General features: G+C 71.2%; 17 protein-coding genes. 1 reads left to right on the forward strand and 16 read right to left on the reverse strand.

Annotated features, from left to right (window positions below; translation table 11 throughout):
- The first annotated feature begins 30 nt into the window (after positions 1–30).
- Positions 31–828 carry a tyrosine-protein phosphatase gene (locus ACX25U_RS04675; protein WP_454389265.1) on the forward strand — a complete coding sequence of 266 codons (798 nt, stop codon included), beginning with the start codon at positions 31–33 and terminating at the stop codon, positions 826–828.
- Positions 829–855: 27 nt separating this feature from the next.
- Here ACX25U_RS04675 and ACX25U_RS04680 read toward each other — a convergent pair whose 3' ends face one another.
- The 16 genes from ACX25U_RS04680 to ACX25U_RS04755 form a co-directional block, all read right to left on the reverse strand.
- A complete protein-coding gene (locus tag ACX25U_RS04680) occupies positions 856–975 on the reverse strand; it encodes a DUF6126 family protein (RefSeq protein WP_454389266.1) in 120 nt (39 codons plus the stop codon).
- Positions 972–1,595 (reverse strand): helix-turn-helix domain-containing protein, encoded by a 624-nt coding sequence (locus tag ACX25U_RS04685; protein WP_454389267.1) that lies wholly within the window; start codon positions 1,593–1,595, stop codon positions 972–974. Before ACX25U_RS04685 ends, ACX25U_RS04680 begins: the two co-directional genes overlap by 4 nt.
- 73 nt (positions 1,596–1,668) lie before the next feature.
- Positions 1,669–3,051 (reverse strand): aspartate aminotransferase family protein, encoded by a 1,383-nt coding sequence (locus ACX25U_RS04690; protein ID WP_454389268.1) that lies wholly within the window; start codon positions 3,049–3,051, stop codon positions 1,669–1,671.
- Positions 3,048–4,958, reverse strand: coding sequence for a 1-deoxy-D-xylulose-5-phosphate synthase (gene dxs, locus ACX25U_RS04695; RefSeq protein ID WP_454389269.1), 1,911 nt, complete (start codon positions 4,956–4,958; stop codon positions 3,048–3,050). The genes ACX25U_RS04690 and dxs overlap by 4 nt, the downstream gene beginning before the upstream one ends.
- A gap of 30 nt (positions 4,959–4,988) precedes the next feature.
- Positions 4,989–6,170 (reverse strand): flavodoxin-dependent (E)-4-hydroxy-3-methylbut-2-enyl-diphosphate synthase, encoded by a 1,182-nt coding sequence (ispG, locus tag ACX25U_RS04700; RefSeq protein WP_454389270.1) that lies wholly within the window; start codon positions 6,168–6,170, stop codon positions 4,989–4,991.
- Positions 6,171–6,174: 4 nt separating this feature from the next.
- Positions 6,175–7,197, reverse strand: coding sequence for an adenosyl-hopene transferase HpnH (gene hpnH, locus ACX25U_RS04705; protein WP_073947916.1), 1,023 nt, complete (start codon positions 7,195–7,197; stop codon positions 6,175–6,177).
- Positions 7,198–7,202: 5 nt separating this feature from the next.
- Positions 7,203–7,844: a phosphorylase family protein gene (locus ACX25U_RS04710; protein ID WP_454389271.1), complete on the reverse strand. Its 642-nt coding sequence runs from the start codon at positions 7,842–7,844 to the stop codon at positions 7,203–7,205.
- A complete protein-coding gene (shc, locus tag ACX25U_RS04715) occupies positions 7,844–9,868 on the reverse strand; it encodes a squalene--hopene cyclase (RefSeq protein WP_454389272.1) in 2,025 nt (674 codons plus the stop codon). The genes ACX25U_RS04710 and shc overlap by 1 nt, the downstream gene beginning before the upstream one ends.
- Before the next feature lie 116 nt (positions 9,869–9,984).
- The gene (locus tag ACX25U_RS04720) at positions 9,985–11,124 is read right to left on the reverse strand and encodes a polyprenyl synthetase family protein (RefSeq protein WP_454389273.1); all 1,140 of its coding nucleotides are present in this window, start codon (positions 11,122–11,124) and stop codon (positions 9,985–9,987) included.
- A complete protein-coding gene (gene hpnE, locus ACX25U_RS04725) occupies positions 11,121–12,551 on the reverse strand; it encodes a hydroxysqualene dehydroxylase HpnE (RefSeq protein ID WP_454389274.1) in 1,431 nt (476 codons plus the stop codon). The genes ACX25U_RS04720 and hpnE overlap by 4 nt, the downstream gene beginning before the upstream one ends.
- The gene (locus ACX25U_RS04730) at positions 12,548–12,688 is read right to left on the reverse strand and encodes a DUF6380 family protein (protein ID WP_454389275.1); all 141 of its coding nucleotides are present in this window, start codon (positions 12,686–12,688) and stop codon (positions 12,548–12,550) included. Before ACX25U_RS04730 ends, hpnE begins: the two co-directional genes overlap by 4 nt.
- The gene (hpnD, locus tag ACX25U_RS04735) at positions 12,688–13,638 is read right to left on the reverse strand and encodes a presqualene diphosphate synthase HpnD (protein ID WP_454389276.1); all 951 of its coding nucleotides are present in this window, start codon (positions 13,636–13,638) and stop codon (positions 12,688–12,690) included. The genes ACX25U_RS04730 and hpnD overlap by 1 nt, the downstream gene beginning before the upstream one ends.
- Entirely contained in the window at positions 13,635–14,531 is an 897-nt protein-coding gene (gene hpnC, locus ACX25U_RS04740; protein ID WP_454389277.1) for a squalene synthase HpnC, read from the reverse strand. The genes hpnD and hpnC overlap by 4 nt, the downstream gene beginning before the upstream one ends.
- A 360-nt stretch (positions 14,532–14,891) precedes the next feature.
- Positions 14,892–15,674, reverse strand: coding sequence for an ABC transporter ATP-binding protein (locus ACX25U_RS04745; protein WP_454394087.1), 783 nt, complete (start codon positions 15,672–15,674; stop codon positions 14,892–14,894).
- 19 nt (positions 15,675–15,693) lie between these two features.
- Entirely contained in the window at positions 15,694–16,623 is a 930-nt protein-coding gene (locus ACX25U_RS04750) for an ABC transporter permease (protein ID WP_454389278.1), read from the reverse strand.
- Positions 16,624–16,724: 101 nt separating this feature from the next.
- Entirely contained in the window at positions 16,725–17,609 is an 885-nt protein-coding gene (locus tag ACX25U_RS04755; RefSeq protein WP_454389279.1) for a glycosyltransferase family 2 protein, read from the reverse strand.
- Positions 17,610–17,611: the final 2 nt, after the last annotated feature.

Below are 17,611 nucleotides of genomic sequence, written 5' to 3' on the forward strand. Positions count from 1 at the left end.
TGACGGCGGGGCCGAAAAGGAGGAGCCCCCGTGACGCAGCAGGCCCCCTCGGCCGAACCCAAGCTGGCCGGAGTGCGCAACTTCCGTGACGTGGGCGGGCTGCCGTCCGTGGACGGGCGGCGGGTGCGCCGGGGGGTGCTGTTCCGCAGCGGTCATCTCGCACACGCGACCGACGAGGACGTGGCCTTCCTTGACTCCCTGGGCCTGCACACGATCTTCGACTTCCGCAACGCGGCCGACGTCAAGCTCGAGGGACCGGACGTGAAACTGTCCGGGGTACGCCATGTGAGCCTGCCGCTGAGCGACCCGGCGAAGGGCGCGGAGTTCTGGAGGATGGTCCGCGACGGCGACCTCGACCAGCTGCGCGGGATCCTGGCCGACGGCAAGGGCGTGACCCGGATGATCGCCTCCTACCGCGTGATCATCAAGGAGCGCACCGGCGAGCACTCCCAGGTGCTGCACGCGCTCGCCGACGACAGCGTCCCGGTCCTGATGCACTGCGCCGCCGGCAAGGACCGCGCGGGCCTGTCGGTCGCGGTGACGCTGCTCGCCCTCGGCGTGGAGCGGGACGCGATCGTCGCGGACTACCTGGAGTCGAACGCCAAGCACCGCCGTTACAGGGTGCGCCGCAGCAGCACCTCGCCCTCGGCCTACTCCCCCGAGGTCATGGAGCTGCTCAGCCCCCTGTTCGACGCGCGCGCCGAGTACCTCGCGGCGGCCCTGGAGACCATCGAGGAGACCTGGGGCGGCGTCGACCCCTACCTGGAGCGCGGGCTGCGGCTGGCCCCCGAGACCCGGGAGCGGCTGCGCGAGCGGCTGCTGGACTGACCGGCTCTCACGTGACGCCGACCGCCGTCACTTGGCGCCGACCGAGAACAGCAGCCAGATGAACCCGGCGAAGAAGTGCCCGACGATGGTGTAGATGACAAGCCGGACCCACAGGGCGCGTGGGAACTTCTCTTCCAGGTTGCTCATGGCATCTCTCCGGTGAGGGGCCCCAGGCACAGTGCGGCCGTGGGGCTTTGCAGCAGGGTGTGGACGAACAGGAGCTCGACCCCGTCGGGGTCCTCGGCGGCGATGCGGTGCGGGGTCAGCGAGTCGAAGTGCGCGCTGTCGCCCGGTGCGAGCAGGTGCGCGGTGTCCCCGAGGCGCAGCCGGAGGCGTCCCTTGAGGACGCACAGCCACTCCTCGCCGGGGTGCACACGCACGATGTCGCCCTGGGAGCCGTGGGGGACGCGGACCTTGAGGGCCTGCATTCCGCGCCCGGACGCGCCGGCCTGCCAGTACGTCCAGCCGCCGGCCCGCGTCGGCTCCATGTCCCCGACGCGCACGATCGCGTCCTGGCCGGCGACCGTCTCGCCGAGCAGTTCGGACACGGTCGTACCGTAGATACGGGCGAGCGCGAGCAGCATGGGCAGCGAGGGCTGGCGCCGACCCGTCTCCAGACGGGAGAGGTGGGCGGGCGACAGCCCGGCGGCGCGGGCCGCGGCCTCCAGGGTCAGGGAGGCGCGGCGGCGCAGCGCGCGCAGCTGCGGCGCGACGGCGGGCAGGTCCTCGACCGGCCCCGCCGAGGGCTGGGACTCGGGGGAGCTCATGCCTCCATTTCAGCGGCAGACTTGCCTCTGGGGCAAATCCGTTGCCTCAGAGGCAAAGTCCGGCAGGCGCCGCTCACCGGTTGGCGACGGCCTGCTTGACCAGAGTCTTCCCGAAGTCCCACATCAGCCCGCCGCCGTGTGCGTCGTCCATCACGGCGGTGAAGGCGTCCACGAACCGGTCGACCTCCGCCTCCCCGACGATCAGCGGCGGGATCAGTTTGATCACCTCCAGATGGTCACCGGAGACCTGGGTCAGGATACGGTGCCGCTGCAGCAGCGGGACGACCACCATCTGCGCGAACAGTCCCTTGCGGGCCGCCTGGAGCATGGTCCAGCGCCCGCGCAGCTTCAGCGACTTCGGCCGGCCGAACTCGATGCCGATCATCAGGCCCCGGCCGCGCACGTCGGCGAGCAGCTCGTATCTGCCGGTGAGCGCCGCCAGCCGGGACTTCAGCAGCTCGCCCGTGGCCCGGGCGTTCGCGACGATCTGCTCGTTCTCCATCACCGACAGCACGGCAAGGCCCGCCGCCATGGCCTGGGCGTTGGACCCGAAGCTCGCCGAGTGGACCAGGACGCGGTCGATCGACGAGTAGACCTTCTTGAAGATCCAGTCCTTGCCGAGGGTCGCGCCCACCGGCACATAGCCGCCCGACAGGGCCTTGGCCACGCACACCAGGTCCGGTTCGACGCCGTCCTCGTGCTGGTAGGCGTAGAAGTCCCCGGTGCGGCCGAGGCCGGTCTGCACCTCGTCGGCGATCAGCAGCGCCTTGTGCCGGTGCAGCAGCTGCTGCGCGGCGCGCAGATGGCCGGGCGGGGCCTCGTGCACGCCCTTGCCCTGGATCGGCTCGACGATCAGGGCGGCCACGTCGCCCTTCCTCAGTTCCCGCTCGAGCGCGTCGAGGTCACCGAGCGGGACGGCGGTGTCGGGCAGCAGCGGGGCGAAGCCGTCGCGGAAGCCGTCCTCGCCGTTGACGGACAGGGAGCCGGTGGTCAGGCCGTGGAAGGCGTGCTCGCAGTACAGGATCCGCGGCTTGCCGGTCGCGCGGCGGGCGAACTTCAGCGCGGTCTCCACCGCCTCCGTGCCGCTGTTGCCGAAGAACACCCGGTCCAGGTGCGGACTGTGGGTGAGCAGCCGTTCCGCCAGCAGTCCGGGCAGCGGCTGGCAGTCGAAGCGGGTGAGGTCGGCGAGCTGGGCGTCCAGCACGTCGTGCAGCGCCTTGCGGACGACGGGGTGGTGCCGGCCCAGGCCCATCACCCCGAACCCGGAGAGCATGTCCAGGTAGTCGTTGCCGTCGGCGTCCCAGAAGTACGCGCCCTCGGCCCGCTCGTAGACCTTGTCGAAGCCGATGGTGCGCAGCATGCGCGGCAGCTGGTGGTTGAGGTGCCTGGCGTGCAGCTCGTAGCGTTCGGCTCCGCGCTCGGACAGGAGTCTGCCGAGGTCGAACTCCGTGGTCATTCAGCTTTCTCCTTGACTGCCGTGACGGCCCCGGCCTGCTCCCCGGCGGCCAGGCTCGCGCCGATCCGTCCGGCGATCTCGACCGGTGTGAGACCGATGTCGGCCAGCACCTCTCCGCGCTTGGCATGCGCGAGGAACTGCTCGGGAATGCCGAACCGCCGCACCGGTACGTCGACTTCGGCGTCGCTCAGCGCGAGGGCCACCGCGGCGCCGACGCCGGCCGCCCGGCTGTTGTCCTCGACCACGGCCACCAGCCGGTGCCCGGCCGCCAGGCCCGGCAGTGCCGGGTCAACGGGCTTGACCCAGCGCGGGTCGACGACGGTGCAGCCGATACCGCGCGCCTGAAGCAGTTCGGCGGCCTGCAGGCATACGGGAGCCATCACGCCGACGGCGACCAGGAGCACCTCGGGCCGCTCGGCCCGGTGCAGTACGTCCATGCCGCCGACCTGGCCGACCGCCGGGATCTCCGGTCCCACCGACTCCTTCGGGAAGCGGACCAGCGTCGGCGCGTCGTCCACGGCGACGGCCTCGCGCAGCTGGGCGCGCAGCTGGTCGGCGTCGCGCGGCGCGGCGATCCTGAGGCCGGGCACGACCTGGAGTACGGACATGTCCCACATGCCGTTGTGGGAGGGCCCGTCGACTCCGGTCACGCCGGCCCGGTCCAGTACGAAAGTGACCCCGCAGCGGTGCAGCGCCACGTCCATCAGGAGCTGGTCGAAGGCGCGGTTGAGGAAGGTGGCGTAGACGGCGACGACCGGGTGCAGCCCGCCGGTCGCGAGACCCGCCGCGGAGACGGCCGCGTGCTGCTCGGCGATGCCGACGTCCCACACCCGGTCCGGGAAGCGCTCGGCGAACTTGCCCAGGCCCACCGGGTGCAGCATGGCGGCGGTGATCGCCACCACGTCGTCCCGCTCCTCTCCGATCCTCACGATCTCGTCGCCGAACACCGAGGTCCAGGACGGGCCGTTGGACGGGGCGAGGGGCGCGCACGTGTGCGGGTCCATCACGCCGACGGTGTGGAAGTGGTCCTCCTCGTGGGCGAGGGCGGGTTCGTAGCCGCGGCCCTTCTCGGTGAGGCAGTGGACCAGGACGGGGCCGTGGAAGCGTTTCGCGCGGCGCAGCGCCGACTCGACGGCCCGGACGTCGTGTCCGTCGATCGGGCCGAGGTACTTCAGCCCCAGGTCCTCGAACATGCCCTGCGGCGCGAACGCGTCCTTGAAGCCCTTCTTCGCGCCGTGCAGCGACTCGTAGAGGGTGTTGCCGACGATCGGGGTGCGCTGCAGGACGTCCTTGCCCCAGGCCAGTACCTTCTCGTAGCCGTCGGTGGTGCGCAGGGTGGCCAGGTGGTTGGCGAGGCCGCCGATGGTCGGGGCGTAGGACCGCTCGTTGTCGTTGACGACGATGATCAGCGGCCGGTCCCGGGCGGCCGCGATGTTGTTCAGCGCCTCCCAGGCCATGCCGCCGGTCAGCGCGCCGTCCCCGATGACGGCGACGACGTGTCCCTCCTCCCCCCGCACCTGGCGCGCCTTGGCGAGTCCGTCGGCCCAGCCCAGCGCCGTGGAGGCGTGGCTGTTCTCGATGACGTCGTGCTCGGACTCCTCGCGCGAGGGATAGCCGGACAGTCCCCCCTTGCCTCGCAGCTTGGAAAAGTCCTGGCGTCCCGTCAGGAGTTTGTGTACGTAGCTCTGGTGACCGGTGTCCCACAGGATCCGGTCGACCGGCGACTCGAAGACCCGGTGCAACGCGACGGTGAGTTCCACCACCCCCAGGTTGGGCCCGAGGTGACCGCCGGTCCTGGCCACCGCGTGCACCAGGAACTCGCGTATCTCCTCGGACAGTTCACCGAGTTCCGCTTCGGACAGCGCCTTCAGGTCGCGTGGTCCCCGGATGCTCTCCAGAATGGTCACGCTGAGCCCCCTCTCGGTCCGTGCCGCTTGTCAACTCACTGTCACCGTCGGTGTCCCCGTGTCGGAGACCGAGGGCTCCCCGGAGGCCGTCCCGTCGGCCTCCATCTGCTCGGCGAGCTTCATGGCCTCCTCGATGAGGGTCTCCACGATCTTCGACTCGGGGACGGTCTTGATGACCTCGCCCTTGACGAAGATCTGCCCCTTGCCGTTGCCGGAGGCGACACCGAGGTCGGCCTCGCGGGCCTCGCCGGGGCCGTTGACGACGCAGCCCATCACCGCCACGCGCAGCGGGACGTCCATGCCGGTCAGGCCGGCCGTGACCTCCTCGGCCAGCTTGTAGACGTCGACCTGGGCCCGCCCGCAGGACGGGCAGGAGACGATCTCCAGACCCCGCCGGCGCAGGTTCAGCGACTCCAGGATCTGGATGCCGACCTTGACCTCCTCCACCGGCGGCGCGGACAGCGACACGCGGATGGTGTCGCCGATGCCCCGCGAGAGCAGCGCGCCGAAGGCGACGGCCGACTTGATGGTGCCCTGGAAGGCGGGGCCGGCCTCCGTGACGCCGAGGTGCAGGGGGTAGTCGCAGCTCGCGGCGAGCTGCCGGTAGGCCTCGATCATCACCACCGGGTCGTTGTGCTTGACGGAGATCTTGATGTCCCTGAAGTCGTGCTCCTCGAACAGCGACGCCTCCCACAGCGCGGACTCCACCAGCGCCTCCGGGGTGGCCCTGCCGTACTTCTGCAGCAGCCGCCTGTCCAGCGAACCGGCGTTGACCCCGATCCGGATCGGGGTGCCGTGCTCCTTGGCCGCCCTGGCGATCTGTTTGACCTGGTCGTCGAACTTCTTGATGTTGCCCGGGTTGACGCGCACGGCCGCGCAGCCCGCCTCGATCGCGGCGAAGACGTACTTGGGCTGGAAGTGGATGTCCGCGATCACCGGGATCTGCGACTTCCTCGCGATGGTCGCCAGCGCGTCCGCGTCGTCCTGCGTGGGACAGGCCACCCGCACGATCTGGCAGCCGGACGCCGTCAGCTCGGCGATCTGCTGCAGCGTGGCGCCGATGTCCGACGTACGGGTCGTGGTCATCGACTGCACCGACACCGGCGCGTCCCCGCCCACCGCCACCGACCCGACCTGAATCTGCCGCGACACGCGCCGCTCGGCGATCGGCCGGGCCGGTACCTCGGGGACGCCCAAGGGAATGGCGGTCATGGCGTCAGTCCCGGTTCCCGGAGACGGTCTCGCGCATCGCGCGCAGGGACTCCTTAAGCGACCCCATGGTGGCGAGCACGGCGGTGGGCTCGTAGCCGCAGTGCGCCATGCAGTTGGCGCAGCGCGGATCCTTGCCGCGGCCGTACTTGTCCCAGTCGGTCTCCTCCACGAGTTCCCGGTACGTCGGGACGTATCCGTCGCTCATCAGGTAGCAGGGACGCTGCCAGCCGAAGAGCGAGTAGTTGGGGATCGCCCAGGCGGTGCACGGGAAGTCGACCTTGCCCTCGAGGAAGTCGAGGAACAGCGGCGAGTGGTTGAGCCGCCAGCGGCGCCGGTTGCCGCCCGCGAAGGCCTTCCTGAACAGCTCGCGGGTCTGCTCCACGCCCAGGAAGTGCTCCTGGTCGGGCGCCTTCTCGTAGGCGTAGGCGGGCGAGATCATCATCTCGTCGACCTTGAGGTCGTCGTTGAGGTAGTTGAGGACGTCGACGACGGTCTGCGGGGTGTCGGTGTTGAAGAAGGTGGAGTTGGTGGTCACCCGGAAGCCGCGCCGCTTGGCCTCCTTGATGGCCGCGACCGCCTCGTCGAACACGCCCTCCTTGGCGACCGACTCGTCGTGCCGCTCGCGCAGTCCGTCGATGTGCACGGCGAAGGCGAAGTAGGGCGAGGGCTTGAACTGGTCCATCTTCTTGCGCAGCAGCATCGCGTTGGTGCACAGGAAGACGTACTTCCGCCTGGCCACCAACTGCCGTACGATCTCGCCGATCTGGGGGTGCATCAGGGGTTCGCCGCCCGCGATGGACACCATCGGCGCACCCGACTCCAGCACCGCTCCCACGGCCTGCGCGACGGGCATGCGCTGCTTGAGCACTCCGGCCGGGTGCTGGATCTTGCCGCATCCTTCGCAGGCGAGGTTGCAGGCGAAGAGCGGCTCAAGCTCCACGATCAGCGGGAACTTGTCCCGCCTGCGCAGCTTCTGTTCGGCCAAGTATGTAGCGACCTTGATGGACTGGCGCAGCGGCATGGCCATCTGGCTCACCTCCTGGGGAGCAGAACATTACGGTGCCATTCGAAGAAAGTCGGCAGGACGGACCGAAGAACGCGGAAAGCCGATATTCCACCGCGGACCGTGCCGATACGGACGAGTTCGTGTTCCGGAGCGTCCACGACCACCCGCACGGCCGCAACCGGGCGCGCGCCCGTGCGCACGGCGCTCAGGAGCGTGGCCGCCGACTCCATGTCGACGGCGATCGCGCCGGTCGCGCGCAACTCGGCCCGCTCGGGTCCGCGCACGACGTGGCCGGAGCCGGTGAGCGGCCCGGTGTGGACGGTGCGCCCGGGCAGGGTGCGCGCGAGTTCCTTGACGAGCAGTTCGGTTCCGACGCACGGCACGGTGCCGCGCGGGTCCCGGGTCTCCTCGGCGACGACGAGGTCGCCGGGGTGCATGCCCGGGGCCAGTCCCGCGCAGAAGCCCGTGGCCAGCACCGCGGCCCGCGCCAGCGGCGGGTCGGCCAGCACCCGGGTGACGGACCGTTCCGCCGCCCTGGGCCCCATCCCCGTCCGCAGCACGGCCACCGGCCCGCCCGCGCTGCCACGGTCGCTCGTGCGCAGGGCGATGTACTCGATGCCGAGCGCGCAGGCGACCAGCAGCGGGGCCGGACCGGGCTGGGTGCTCATCAGCTCCCCTTGGCCTCGGCGCGGGAACGGTCCCTGCGGACCTTGTCGGCGAAGGGTTCGCCGTGGACGTACCGGCCGAGCGCGGTGAGCGGGAAGACCTGCCGGTAGAGGTGGTAGTTGATGGAGAAGTCCCAGGGGAAGCCGGTGCCGGTGAAGTACGGCTCGTCCCAGGAGCCGTCCTCCCGCTGGGTGGCCGCGAGCCACTGGACGCCGCGCTCGACGGCCTTGGAGTCCTTCTCTCCGGCCGCGAGCAGCGCCATCAGCGCCCACGCGGTCTGCGAGGCGGTGGAGGCGCCCTTGCCGCTCCACTCCTTGACGTATTTGTAGGAGCGCAGGTCCTCGCCCCAGCCGCCGTCGTCGTTCTGCACGCTCTCCAGCCAGGCCACCGCGCGGCGGATCGCCGGGTGGGAGCCGGGCAGGCCTGCGGCGGTCAGGGCGGGCACGACGGACCCGGTGCCGTAGAGGTAGTTGACGCCCCAGCGGCCGAACCACGAGCCGTCCGGCTCCTGTTCGGCCAGCAGCCACGCGATGCCGCGCCGGGTGCGCGGGTCGTGGGACAGGCCCTCGGCGGCGAGCATCTCCACGACGTGCGCGGTGACGTCGGCCGACGGCGGGTCGATGACCTCGCCGAAGTCGCAGAACGGCAGCCGGTTGGGGAAGGGGCTGGTGTTGTCGACGTCGAAGGCGCCCCAGGCACCGTTCCTCGACTGCATGCCGAGGTTCCAGCGGACCCCGCGCCCGATGGCCTTGTCCACCCGCTCCGGGTCGTGGTGCCTGACCCGGCGCAGCGCGAGGACCACCTCTGCGGTGTCGTCGATGTCGGGGTAGTTGTCGTTGTGGAACTCGAACGCCCAGCCGCCCGGCGGCAGCCCCGGCCGGCGCACCGCCCAGTCGCCGGGGCGCACGATCTGCTCGCCGAGCATCCAGTCGGCGGCCTTGACCATCTGCGGGTGGTCGGCGGGAAGGCCGGCGTCGGCGAGCGCGATGGTCGCCAGGCAGGTGTCCCAGACGGGCGACTGGCAGGCCTCGATCATGCGGGCGCCGTCCTCGCGCCAGACGGCGAAACGGTCCAGCGACTGAAGTCCGGCGCGCATCACCGGGTGGTTGAGGTCGTAGCCCAGCAGGTGCAGCGCGATGATCGAGTACACGGCGGGCGGCTGGATGCCGCCCCAGCAGCCGTCGTTCTCCTGCCGTTCGATGATCCAGCGGGCGGCGGTGTTCGTCGCGGCCCGGCGCAGCCGCCTGGGCGCCACCTTGCGGAAGGCGTGCAGGGCCTTGTCCAGGCGCTGGAAGGCACCGTCCCAGCTCGTGGCCGGGGCGAGCGGCCTGGGCGGGCTGGGGAGGTCCGGGTCGGTGTGCAGCTCGTCCAGCGGGAAGGGCGCGGGGCGCACCGGCCGTTTGGCGGAGACGATGGTGAGCGGCACGATGGTCTGCCGGGCCCAGCAGCCGAAGTCGTAGATGTTGAGCGGGACCCAGGAGGGAAACCAGATCAGCTCGGGCGGAAGTTCGGGCAGGTCCTCCCACTTCCACCAGCCGAACAGGGCGAGCCAGATCCGGGTGAAGACACGGGAGGCGGCGATGCCGCCCTGCTCGCGGATCCAGGCGGAGGCCTTCGCCATGTGGGGGTCGTCGGGCGCGTCTCCGGCCAGGCGCAGGGCGACGTAGGCCTCGATGGTGGTGGAGAGTTCGCCCGGCCCGCCGTAGAAGGTGGCCCAGGTGCCGTCCTCGCGCTGCTCGCCGCGGATGAAGAGCGCGGCGGCGCGGGTGGTCGCCTCGTCGGAGATGCCCAGGAACTGGCGCAGCAGCAGGTCCTCGGCGTCCATGGTGACGTTCGTCTCGAGGTCGCCCTTCCACCAGCCCTCGGCGTCCTGCCTCGCGAGCAGGAAGTCGGTGGCCCGCCTGACGGCGTCTGCGGCGGCTTGTGGTGCCCCGGCCGCCTCGGGGGTGGTGAGTACGGTTTCCGTGGCCGCGGCAGCGCGGGACGGCAGTGTCGCCCCGGTGCTTCCGTCGGTCGTCGCTGTCATGGCTTCCCCTTCGTGCAGTCGTGCGAGTCGTGCTGCTGTGGGTCCGCCGTCGGCCGGTGCCCGAAACCTTGCGGCACCGGCCGGCGACTACGCGAGGCTGGTTCGACCGATAGTGATCATCTCTTTCGTACGACGACGAAGTCGGCGAGCGCCGTGAACGCGGCCCGTACCTGCTCGGGCATGTTCACGGCGTCGAGGGCTTCGATGGCGATGGTGTGCTGACGGCGCGCCTCCTCGGCCGTCCACTCCCGGCCGCCCGCCTCCTCGATGAGGGCGGCGCGGGCCGCGAACTCCTCCTCGGAGAAGTTCGCGAAGTCGCTGCTCTTGGCGTCGGCGGCGAGGATCTCGCCGAGCCGCTCGGAGGCGGATCCGCCCGCCGCGAGCGCGGCCACGACGGGCAGGGACTTCTTGCGCTGGCGCAGATCGCTCCAGGTCTGCTTGCCGGTGGCCTCCGGGTCGCCCCAGATGCCGAGGAGGTCGTCGACGGCCTGGAAGGCCAGGCCGAGGTGGTAGCCGTACTTCTCCAGCGTGTCGGCGGTGGCGTCGTCCGCGCCGCCGAGGACCGCGCCGACGGAGGAGGCGCAGGCGAGCAGGGCGCCGGTCTTGTTGCCCTCCATCTCCAGGCACTCCTCGACGCTGACGCGGTCGCGGTGCTCGTAGGAGATGTCCTGCGCCTGACCGTCGATCAGTGCGCGGCTGGCGGCGGTCAGGCGGCGGGCGGCGCGGCCGGCCTCGACGGTGCCGAGCTCCAGCAGCACCTCGTTCGCCAGGGCGAACAGGGCGTCGCCGACCAGGATGGCCTGGGCGGGGCCGTGCACCTTCCAGACGGTGTCGCGGTGGCGGCGCTGCTCGTCGCCGTCCATCAGGTCGTCGTGCAGCAGAGAGAAGTTGTGGACGAGTTCGACGGCGACCGCGCCGGGCACGCCCACCTCGGGCGCGGCCCCGGCGACCTCGGCGGAGAGTACGGCCAGGGCGGGGCGCACGGCCTTGCCGCCGACCCCGTGCGCGGGGTTGCCCGCCGCGTCGATCCAGCCGAAGTGGTAGGCGGCGACGGTGTCCATGGGAGGGGCCAGGCGGTCGACGGCCGCCCGCAGTACCGGCGTGGCCAGGGTCCGGCCGCGCTCCAGCAGCGCGGTCACGTCCACCGCGGTCCCTCGAGCGGGCGTCGAGGCCGGGGGAACAGTGGGCACAGTCTCTCCTCTTGTTGCGGTGCCGGGAGTGCGGGAGCCTGCCACGGACTGCTGATCGAGCGTCATGCCGCCGCCTCCTCGATGGCGAGGAGACGGCTCGGGCGGGGCCGGCCCAGGGTGCTCAGCGCGGCGTCGGCCGCCTTCACACCGCTGCGGACCGCACTCTCCATGGTCGCGGGCCACCCGGTGGCGGTCCACGCTCCGGCCAGGTACAGGCCGGGTGCCTTGGTGCGGGCGCCGGGCCGCAGCCGCCCGACGCCGGGGGCCGGGGCGAACGTCGCCGTGCGCTCCCGGGTCACGAAGAAGTCCTTCACCTCGGCGCCGCGCGCGCGGGGCAGCAGCCGCCTCAGTTCGGGCAGGTAGCGTTCGCGCAGTACGGCGACGGGCGCGTCGATCTCGTCCTGCGCCACCGACTGGGACACCGCCAGGTACTGACCGTGCTTCAGTCCGGACGCCCCGGTGCGGTCGAAGACCCACTGCACGGGCGTGCCGAGGGCCGCGAAGAAGGGCCTGCTGAGCACGGTGCGGTCGTAGACGACATGGACGTTGAGGATCGGTGCGGTGCCGATGCGGAGCAGCCGGTCGGGGGCGTCCAGGGCGCCCGGCGGCAGCAGATCGTGCGCCTCGCGCTGCGGTACGGCGAGAACGACGGCGTCGGCGGGCAGCGTCTCGCCGGGAACCTGAACGTTCCAGCTCCCGTTCTCGTTGAGGGAGACGGAGGTGACGCGTGTACGGACCTCGGTACGCACGCCCGCGGAGTCGAGCGCCCTGCGGGCCAGCCGGTCGTGCAGTTCGCCCAGCGGGACGCGGGCCCAGCCGATGTCGGCCGCGCCCGGGTCGGACAGCAGACCGGTCTTGAACACCATCGCGGCGAGCGCCAGCGAGGAGTCGGACGCGACCGCGTTGAGGGTGGCGACCCCCACCAGGTCCCACAGTGCCTCGACGGCACGCGCGGACTGGCCGTGCGCGGTCAGCCAGCTGCCGAAGTCCTGGGCGTCCAGGGTCGGATCGGCGAGGTCGAGTTCCTTGAGCGCGAGCGCGGCGCGGCCCACCCGGACTCGCTCGGCGAGCGTCAGGTGCGGGTAGGTGGCCAGACTCCGGCCCAGGTGCAGGGGTACGGGCAGCGCGTCGCGGCGCAGTCTGCCCAGGCGCCGTCCCTCGGGCCGGTCGGCGTCGAGGACGGGAACCTCCAGCCGGTCCTGCAGCGGGGAGAGTGCCGCGCCGCCGATCCGGTCGAGGAACCAGCGGTAGGCGGTGCAGCAGCGCAGGTACACGTGCTGTCCGTTGTCGACCGTGAGGTCGCCGCGCCGGAAGGAGAAGGCGAGCCCGCCCAGGCGCGGTCTGCCCTCGAGCAGCGTCACGCGCACTCCGGCGTCGGCGAGCTCGAGCGCGGCGGTGAGACCGGCGAGTCCGCCGCCGACCACGACGACGTGCCGACCGGCCGGACCGGAGGCGTCGGTGAGCGGCCCTTCCCCCCGCATGCCGTCGGTCATCGTGCGCCCTCCCCTGTGCGTCCGCCGCGGTGGGCCGGTACCTCGCGGGCGACCGTCGCAGTCAGGGACGCCGCCCGGCAGCGGAGGGTTGCCCGCCGCTTCTCTCCGGTCGCGTCATCGTGCGGCGACATGGCCATCAGGCACGCCTCCTGACGGTCCGCCGGGTCACGTGCCGGGCGTCGAGGCCGGACAGGCCGCGCACGGCGACGTACGCCTTCTCGCGTCCGGGCAGCGAGACCCGGCCGCGCAGCACGGCCTCCGGCTCGCGCTCGATGCGGTCGAGCAGGCGGCGGTAGATGCCGGCCATGGCGGCGACGCACGCGCCGCTGCGCCGGTCCAGCAGGGGCAGCAGCCGGTAGCCCTCGGCGAACAGGGCGCGGGCCCGCCGCACCTCGAAGTGCACCAGGCCCGCGAAGTCGGAGCCCTCCGGCGGGGTCGGCCCGTGGAACCCGGCCGAGCAGCCGAACTTGGCGAGGTCGTCGGCGGGCAGATAGGTGCGGCCGCCCTCGGCGTCCTCGCGGACGTCTCTGAGGATGTTGGTCAGCTGCAGCGCGAGCCCCAGCGTGTCGGCGTACTCGGGGGCGCGTTCGGCGCCGCGCGCCCCTGGTTCGGTGCCGAACACGCCGAGGGAGAGCCGTCCGATGGCCCCGGCCACACAGCGGCAGTAGACCTTCAGGTCCTCCCAGGTCTCGTACGTCTTGCCGCGTACGTCCATCAGGACGCCGTCGATGAGCTCGTCCAGGCCGCCGAGCGGGATCGGGAAGCTGTGGGCGGCGTGGGTGAGGGCGACGGCGACGGGGTCGGTGTCGTCGTCCTCGACCGTGCCCTCGCGGATCCGGCCGAGCAGTGCCCTTGCGTCCTCCAGACGGGTGACCTTGACGTCGTCGGCCAGCGCGCCGTCGCCGATGTCGTCGACACGCCGGGAGAACGCGTACAGCGCAGACATCGCACGGCGCTTGGGTGTCGGCAGCAGCCTGATGCCGTAGGCGAAGTTGCGGGCCTGTCCCGCGGTGACGGCCTCGCAGTAGCTGTAGGCGGCGAGTACCGGCGCGGACGCGTGCGGTTCCGACTCCACGGCCCGGATCACCCCTCTCCTCGCAGAGTCACGCCCACCTCGCGCAGCAACTGGACCTTGCCGGGCTTGGGCGGGCCGGGAAGTACGTCGTAATCGGCGGCGGCGATCGCCCGGATCGCCGCCCTTCCCCCCGCCACGAACCCTGCGAGCAGCAGCTTCAACCTGCCGTGGACGCTACCCACGAGGGGGGCGCCTTCATTCAGGAGTTCACGGGCGCGTTCCGCTTCGTACGCGACCAGTGCGCGCACCGATGCGCCCGCGGTGGGCGTGGCGAGATCCGCCTCCTGGACGTGAAAGCGTTTCATGTCCGTGGCGGGCAGATAGATGCGGTCGCGGCCGAGGTCCTCCCTGACGTCCTGGAGGTGCTCGACGATCTGCAGGGCGGTGCAGACGGCGTCGGAACGGCGGATCCGCTCGGGGGTCGAGGTGCCGGTGACGGCGAGGACGAGGCGGCCGACGGGGTTGGCGGACAGTTCGCAGTAGGCGAGGAGGTCGTCGTAGGTCTCGTACCGCGTGACGAGCTGGTCCTGACGGTTGGCGGCGATCAGGCCGAGGAACGGCTCGGGGGTCAGCGAGCGGCGGCGGACGGTGGGCTGCAGCCGGCGCAGCAGCGGGTGGCGCGGGGTGTCGTCGAAGACCCGGCGCAGATCGGCCTCGAAGGCGTCGAGGAGGGCGAGGCGGTCCTCCGCCCGGTCGGCCGACACGCCGAGCAGCCGGGCGTCGGCGCCGCCGGGGGCCAGGTCGCCGTCGCCGATGTCGTCGACGAGGCGGGCGAAGCCGTAGACGGCCATGAGGTCGGTGCGCCAGGCTCTGGGCAGGAAGAACGGTGCCACGGGGAAGTTCTCGCCCGCGGCCTTGTCGAGGGTGGCGCGCTCGGGGTCGCGCGCCGTCGGTGTCGGGGTCATCGTCCGCTGCCTGGAACGGGGACGGCGCATGCTGCGTTGAGCTGGGGAGTTTCCGTAGCCATTGCCGTCACATCTCCCGTTCTACACTGCTGACACGACACACACTATTTCGGACACGCCGCCCGGCCCTCCGTGGGGCGGCCATGACGGAGGGTGTCGCGCATTATCTCCCCACTTGCCGCTTTCCGGGACCGGTACAGCTTACGTTGTACAACGCACCGTGTTCCGTGGGGGTGTCCTGCACATCACAACAACACACCGATTGGTGTCAAGATTCCGGGGCCGGGCGGGAGTTGACGCATCCTTTGCAGACGCCGGGCCCCGCCGAAACGGTTCCGGCGGGGCCCCGAGCAGGTACGGCTACTTGCCCGTGAACTTCTCGTACTCCTTGAGCACCTCTTCGGTGGGGCCGTCCATGCGGAGTTCCCCGCGCTCCAGCCACAGCACGCGCTCGCAGGTGTCGCGGATCGACTTGTTGTTGTGGCTGACCAGGAAGACCGTGCCGGCCTCCTTGCGCAGCTCCCGGATGCGCTCCTCGGAGCGCTTCTGGAACTTGCGGTCACCGGTGGCCAGCGCCTCGTCGATCATGAGGACGTCGTGGTCCTTGGCGGCGGCGATGGAGAAGCGCAGCCGGGCCGCCATGCCGGAGGAGTAGGTGCGCATCGGCAGCGTGATGAAGTCGCCCTTCTCGTTGATGCCGGAGAAGTCGACGATCTCCTGGTAGCGCGACTTGATCTCCTCGCGGGACATGCCCATGGCCAGGCCGCCCAGGATGACGTTGCGCTCGCCGGTCAGGTCGTTCATCAGCGCCGCGTTCACGCCGAGGAGGGAGGGCTGGCCGTCGGTGTAGACCCTGCCCTTCTCGGCGGGCAGCAGGCCGGCGATGGCGCGCAGCAGGGTGGACTTGCCGGAGCCGTTGGAGCCGATCAGGCCGATCGCCTCGCCGCGGTAGGCGATGAAGGAGACGCCCTTGACGGCGTGCACCTTGCGCACGCCCCGCGCCGCGTCGTCGGAACCGCGCCTGAGGATGCGGCTGAGCGCCGCGGTGGCGCTGCCCTTGCCGCTCTTCGCGCCGCTGACGCGGTAGACGATGTGCAGCTCGTCCGCGATGACGGTGGGCACCCGCTGCCCGCCGTCGCGCATGTCGTGGTCACGGTCCCGCTCAGCCACGGCCGTACCTCTCCTCCGCCTTCCAGAAGTACACGAAGCCACCGGCGAAGAAGACCACGGCCCAGCCCAGGGCGGCGGCCCAGACGTGCGGCGGCAGGTGCGAGGTGCCGTAGCCGTCGATCAGCGCGAAGCGCATCAGGTCCATGTAGACGGCGGCGGGGTTGTACTGCATCAGCCGGATGAACCACTCCGGCCGGCCGGCGAGCATGCCGTTGAGGGAGAACATCACGCCCGACGCGTACATCCAGGTCCGCGTGACGAACGGCATCAGCTGAGCGAGGTCGGGGGTCTTGGCGCCCATCCGGGCCATGACCAGCGCGAGACCGGTGTTGAAGAGGAACTGCAGCGCCAGCGCCGGCACGATCAGCAGCCAGGACAGGCCCGGATAGCTGCCGAAGGCGACGACCACGATGAAGAGCACGATCATCGAGTACAGCAGCTGCTGGAGCTGCTGCAGCGCGAAGGAGATCGGCAGGGAGGCGCGCGGGAAGTGCAGCGCGCGCACCAGCCCGAGGTTGCCGGAGATGGCGCGCACGCCGGCCATGACCGAGGTCTGGGTGAACGTGAACACGAACACGCCCGTCACCAGGAACGGGATGTACGTCTCCCGGTCCAGGCCCCGGGTGGCCTTGATGATGACGCCGAAGATGAAGTAGTACACGGCGGCGTTCAGCAGCGGGGTCGCCACCTGCCAGAGCTGGCCCAGCTTGGCCTGGCTGTACTGGGCGGTCAGCTTCGCCCGGGAGAAGGCCAGGATGAAGTGGCGCCGCCCCCAGAGCTGACGGACGTACGCCGGCAGCGGCGGCCGGGCCCCACTGACGGACAGCCCGTACTTGTCGGCGAGCCGGCCCGCCGTGAGGCCCTCGTCGGGTGACGGAGCCGTACCGAGGGCGACGCCGCCGTCATGCGTTGTCTCACTCACAAGTGGAAACTTTCGTCTTCGAGATGCGCACCCAGTGCGGATGTACGGGCGTGGCACGAGCACCGGCCGGGCGGGCCGGACGCTCCCAGGGAACGAGATTGTCAGATGACCGGTGGCCGGCCCAGTCGGGTGAGTCGCCACACCGTACGCCACCTCATGGGCCGGCGCGGCCCGCACGGTGTGGTCCAGCCCTCCTTGAAGCCTCCGAACCAGGCCTTCAGGGCCGGGCGCGAGGGGCGGCGGGCGAGGGTGAGCAGCAGCCACACCCCCAGGTAGACCGGGACGAGAAGGGCCGGGAGGTTGCGGCGGGCGAGCCAGACGCGGTTGCGGGCGACCATGCGGTGGTAGACCGCGTGCCGCGAAGGCGCGGTCGTCGGGTGGTACAGCACCAGGTCGGACCGGTAGTCGATCATCCAGCCCGCGTCGAGGGCCCGCCATGCCAGGTCGGTTTCCTCATGGGCGTAGAAGAATTCGTCCGGCAGCCCGCCGACTTCCGCGAAGACCCGCGTACGTACGGCGTTGGCGCCGCCGAGGAAGGTGGTCACCCGGGAGGAGCGCATCGGGTCCGAGGCGCGCAGCCGCGGCACGTGGCGGCGCTGGGTGACCCCGGTGTCCGGGTCGGCGATGCGGAAGCTGACGATGCCGAGCCTGTCGTCGGCCGTGAAGGCCCGGCGGCACAGCTCGGCGGTGTCGGTGCGGGCGAGCAGGCCGTCGTCGTCGAGGAACAGCAGGATGTCGACGTCGCCGCCGCCCGGCCCGAAGGCCTCGATGCCGACGTTGCGGCCGCCGGGGATGCCGAGGTTCTCGGGCAGCTCCACCGTCCGTACGCCCTCGGGGACGTCCGGGACGGGCGAGCCGTTGCCGACGACCACCACCTCGATCCGGTCGCCGTCCTGCTTGGCGACCGAGTCGAGCAGGGCCCGCAGTTCCTCGGGGCGGTTGCCCATGGTGATGACCACGGCGCCCACCTTGAGCGAAGAGGTCATGC

Source organism: Streptomyces sp. JNUCC 63 (assembly GCF_054366325.1).